Source organism: Williamsia sp. 1135 (assembly GCF_002095395.1).
In the GTDB taxonomy this organism is placed as follows: Bacteria; Actinomycetota; Actinomycetes; order Mycobacteriales; family Mycobacteriaceae; genus Williamsia.
The window spans coordinates 1-4013 of the sequence record NZ_MJEI01000019.1 but is presented as its reverse complement, the minus strand read 5'-3'; the positions used below and the strand labels follow the sequence as shown (position 1 = coordinate 4013).

The 4013-nt window shown below is 61.9% G+C and carries 5 protein-coding genes and 3 pseudogenes; 4 read left to right on the top strand and 4 right to left on the bottom strand.

Annotated features, from left to right (window positions below):
- Positions 1 to 179 precede the first annotated feature (179 nt).
- Positions 180 to 330 (bottom strand): annotated as a pseudogene (locus BFL43_RS29220) (methylamine utilization protein); the annotation flags it as partial.
- Between the two features lie 337 nt (positions 331 to 667).
- Between BFL43_RS29220 and BFL43_RS29215 the strand changes: the two are divergent.
- Complete coding sequence (locus tag BFL43_RS29215) at positions 668 to 877, top strand: IclR family transcriptional regulator C-terminal domain-containing protein (protein WP_240497977.1); 210 nt, start codon at positions 668 to 670, stop codon at positions 875 to 877.
- Positions 878 to 942: 65 nt separating this feature from the next.
- Here BFL43_RS29215 and BFL43_RS00170 read toward each other — a convergent pair whose 3' ends face one another.
- The 3 genes and pseudogenes from BFL43_RS00170 to BFL43_RS00160 all read right to left on the bottom strand — a co-directional run bounded on the left by BFL43_RS00170 (position 943) and on the right by BFL43_RS00160 (position 2158).
- Complete coding sequence (locus BFL43_RS00170) at positions 943 to 1452, bottom strand: hypothetical protein (protein WP_143694985.1); 510 nt, start codon at positions 1450 to 1452, stop codon at positions 943 to 945.
- Between the two features lie 51 nt (positions 1453 to 1503).
- A pseudogene (locus BFL43_RS00165) lies at positions 1504 to 1862 on the bottom strand (DoxX family protein).
- A complete protein-coding gene (locus tag BFL43_RS00160) occupies positions 1859 to 2158 on the bottom strand; it encodes a hypothetical protein (RefSeq protein ID WP_084889707.1) in 300 nt (99 codons plus the stop codon). The pseudogene BFL43_RS00165 and the gene BFL43_RS00160 overlap by 4 nt, the downstream one beginning before the upstream one ends.
- A 90-nt stretch (positions 2159 to 2248) precedes the next feature.
- Here BFL43_RS00160 and BFL43_RS29210 point away from each other — a divergent pair.
- The 3 genes and pseudogenes from BFL43_RS29210 to BFL43_RS00150 all read left to right on the top strand — a co-directional run.
- Positions 2249 to 2455 (top strand): annotated as a pseudogene (locus BFL43_RS29210) (sigma factor); the annotation flags it as partial.
- Positions 2456 to 2503: 48 nt separating this feature from the next.
- A complete protein-coding gene (locus tag BFL43_RS29690; protein ID WP_276206075.1) occupies positions 2504 to 2629 on the top strand; it encodes a hypothetical protein in 126 nt (41 codons plus the stop codon).
- A gap of 138 nt (positions 2630 to 2767) precedes the next feature.
- Positions 2768 to 4009 carry an IS701 family transposase gene (locus BFL43_RS00150; protein ID WP_084889687.1) on the top strand — a complete coding sequence of 414 codons (1242 nt, stop codon included), beginning with the start codon at positions 2768 to 2770 and terminating at the stop codon, positions 4007 to 4009.
- Positions 4010 to 4013 lie beyond the last annotated feature (4 nt).

The following is a 4013-nucleotide window of genomic DNA, read 5'->3' as shown; positions in this document are numbered from 1 at the left end:
CCGCCAAGCTCAGCTCGGCGTGTTGAACCAATGACCGGATCAACCGTTATTCAGACAGTCCCACGAGAACGGTCGTCCCGTCAGGAAGACGGAGTGCAGTACATGTGGGACGAACAGGGTCGCATCTCATGCCGCAGTCGTAGCCAGACTTGTCAGGGTCGAAACGTCGATGTGCCGGGCTAGGGCAACCGCACCTTGAGCGCGGCGCCGGTGACGGCCTGCACGCGGCGGTCCAGAACGCACATGAGTGAAAGGAACCCGGGCATCGATGCGGATGTAGATCAGAAACCCCGGGCCGATGATGGCGCCGAAGACCACGGACACCGAGTACCAGATCTCTCGGGGTTCGCACTGGGCCAGCGGACCAGTGAGCTGGCCCACGCGGCGGCCACCTCGAGTGCCACCAGGGGTGTGGGCGACGTACTCGACGCAATGCGGTCTGAGACCCGATATGGGTTGTACGTCGCAACATTTCGACACGGTGCACTGCGGATGATCGACACGGACCCCGACCACGAGGTGGTGGGGCCATCCGCCATCACCCGCAACCCGCACGCGCACGCCTTGGGCAAATTAAAACTCGCGTATCAGCCCCGGGCAATTCGTTCGCTACAACTGCGCGGTCACGTCCCACACCCTCATCGATGGCAGTGCACTCCAGGACGACTTGGCCCGCATCCTTGCTACCGAGGTGGCCTTCGAGAACGAGGAGTCGAGACTGGGCCGGGCTGCGCTCGCTGTACCCGTACGGGAGCGTTCCGCGAACGTGATTGGGGAACTGTGCCTTCAAGGTGCCGTGAACAGGATCTCGCCCGATAGCGTCGACCTCGTCAAGTTCCTGAAAGACGGAGCTCAGGCACTACGTGGACTGCTGTGAGCGGCCGGCCGGCACTGCTGCCGCCTGGACTTTGATGGTGTTCAGCGTCGCGCGCCGTCACATTGTCACGACGTTTGTGTCGTGCCGCGGGCGGGCGCCGGCGGGCCCGCGCGCATCCACACCTCACGAATCGCTATCGCGACCAAGACCAGAAGCATCGACAGAATCGTGCTCAGCTCGACACCCTCGACGGCATCCGGTGTGGCCAGCACAAACAAGCCCAACGCCGCGAATGGCACCAGCACGGTGCCAATTCCGGAAGCAATGCGCCCGCCGATGAATGCGGTAGTCACCGCTGTAATCACGACGATGACGAACGCGATGACCCCATAGACGCCGGGCGATTGCCACCAACGGTCGTAGGTTTGCTCCCATTGAACGTCTATATAGCCCGACCCGGTGGTGCGCACCGGCGCGTAGATTGTCCATCCAACGTCGTCTGCGAATGATGCGGCAAAGGTCGATTGACGTCCCCACCAATTGATCCCGCCGGCGAAGAGAGTGGCAACCACGAACACCCACCAACTGATGTGGCCGGAAACCCGCGCCAACCATTCTACTGTTGATCGAGACATAGGAGCAACTATGACTGATCGTCGCCCAGGAAGGTGAATAGTCGCGGTGAGTCAGCCCTTGGCCGCGAACAGGATCATGTACACGGCGGCAGCGACTGCAAGCACCAGGTACAGCCCAGGGAATGCGATGTTGTAGTAGACGCCGGCGCGGACATGAAAGATGATCGCGCCGACAAAGAACATCACCAGCCCGATGGCCGCGGCGACACCGAGCCATGGAGGACAGCAAGTCCGGCAACAAGACCGATGGCCCCAGCCAACTTCAGCGTCGCCAGATAAGGCAGCGCCCGCTCAGGAACGTGTACCTCACTGGAGTTTTGTAGGACAAATCCAGCTTTGAGGTAATCGGCGACGGCGATGAATCCGTTCGCCGCGATGCATGCGATTGTCGCCACCAGTAGCGCGGTCATCGTGGGATGTACCGCCCGATGACCGTGATGGCTCGCGGTACAGCATCATCGTCGGTGTGACCGGCTAGCACCCGCCGGAAGACCGCCGCCTCGGGGAGTGTCGGCAGCGGGTTCTCGGTGCCTTCGGCCAATTCAAGTATGAGAGTGAAGCTCGGCTCCTCGGTGTCGCGAAAGGCTGTGTAGGTGACGCCCTGTGGTGCGGCGACTCGTAAGGCGTCGATCGTGGCTGAGATCTGTGCGGTCACTTCGGGAATCTGCTCGCGGGCAATCCGGAAGCGCACCATCTGTACGCTCATCGTTAGCTGTCTCCTGTGTGTCGAGTGCGGGTGTGAGATGTGGTCGTCTCATCCGTATCGACGCCGCGCCCATAGGAAAGGTGACACCCGGTGCAGTACGTCCATGACGCCGTGTTCGAGGCTGAACGCCAACATTTGACAGCGGTCGCATTTCGCCTGCTTGGTTCACTCCACGATGCCGAGGATGCCGTCCAAGACACGTGGCTCAAAGCTGCCGCTGCTGATGCAAGCGAGATTCGAAACCCGGCAGCATGGCATACAACGATCCTGACCCGCAGCTGTTTTGATCGCCTGCGAACTCGGCATCGCAGAGGGGAATCTCTCGTAGAGACACCTCCAACCGAGGTGGGCACTGAAGTCGCGGTCGATGAGCAGTACCTTCGCCGCGAACACATCTCCCGTGCACTCATGGTGGTTCTCGACCAGCTCACCCCACCGCAACGTGTCGCCTACTACTACAGCCGTAGATAGGTAGTTTCGGCGTGTTTGCGCTGGTAGGCGCGGTTGCCGCGGCATGATCTCGAGTTTGTGAAGACATCCAGATCAGCTGCGGCAACCGCAGCACTGAGGGTAGACCATGAGCGGTGGCATGCGGGCCTGGATGGGTTGTTGGAGTCGTTCTCGTCGCGGTTCGCGCGGGTCGAAGCACGACGCAACGCCGGTGCGCTGGTGCTGGGTTTGCTGGCCGATATAGGTTCCAAGAACTGCTGGACTATCGCCGAACTATCGGGCCATGGCACCCCTGACCGACTGCAGCACTTGCTGTCCCGCGCTAAATGGGACGCTGATCTGGTCCGCGATGACGTTCGCAGCTATGTCATCGACCACCTGGCCGACCCTGATGCGGTGCTTGTCGTTGATGAGACCGGCGACTTGAAGAAGGGCACCAACACCGTTGGGGTACAACGCCAGTACACCGGAACCGCCGGACGCACGGAGAACTGTCAGGTCGCGGTCTACCTGACCTACGCCGCCGCTCGCGGACACACCCTGATCGACCGAGCGCTGTACCTGCCGCAGCACACCTGGGCCACCGACCCGCAGCGAAGGACCAAGGCCGGGGTCCCTGACACGGTCGAGTTCGCTACCAAACCAGCCCTGGCAACCACGCTGGTCGAGGCGGCCCTCGACGCCGACGTTCCGGCCTCGTGGGTCGCTGGCGATGAAGTGTACGGCGCAGACCCGAACCTACGAAAAGCGTTGCACAACAGACAGATCGGCTACGTCCTGGCCGTCGGATGCAATCGGCAGGTCCCCACAGCCGCCGGGAAGATCCGGGTCGATGCCCTTGCTGAGAATCTACCGCCGCGGTCCTGGCACAAGATGTCTGCCGGCGCCGGTAGCAAAGGACACCGCTGGTACTCCTGGGCCTTGATCGCGACCACCGAGCGTCCCGATGTTGGCCTCTGTCACGTGTTGGTGCGGCGCAACGATAGCTCCGGCGAGCTCGCCTTCTATCGCTGCTACAGCCCGGCACCGGTGCCGCTGAACCAGTACGTCCGAGTCGCCGGGCGGCGGTGGACGGTCGAGGAATCGTTCCAGAGCGGCAAAGGCCTGACCGGTCTGGATCAGCATCAAGTGCGGACGTGGACGTCCTGGCACCGCTGGATTACCTTGGTCATGGCTGCGCACGCCTTCCTGGCCGTGCATACCGCCACTGAACGCCTGGCCCAACCCTCAGAACCTGGACTGATCCGGTTGTCGGTCAACGAGTTCCGCAAACTCTTCACGATCCTCGTCCTCACACCACTGCATGCCATCGCTGACCCCCTCCGCTGGTCACTCTGGCGACGAAAACACCAATACCGAGCCCGACAACACCACTATCAACGCAGGTCACAACAACAATGAACCC

Excerpts from the sequence above, each read along its gene's own strand:
- BFL43_RS00170 (WP_143694985.1), bottom strand. The coding sequence starts at position 1,452 with ATGTCTCGATCAACAGTAGAATGGTTGGCGCGGGTTTCCGGCCACATC.
- BFL43_RS00160 (WP_084889707.1), bottom strand. The coding sequence starts at position 2,158 with ATGAGCGTACAGATGGTGCGCTTCCGGATTGCCCGCGAGCAGATTCCC.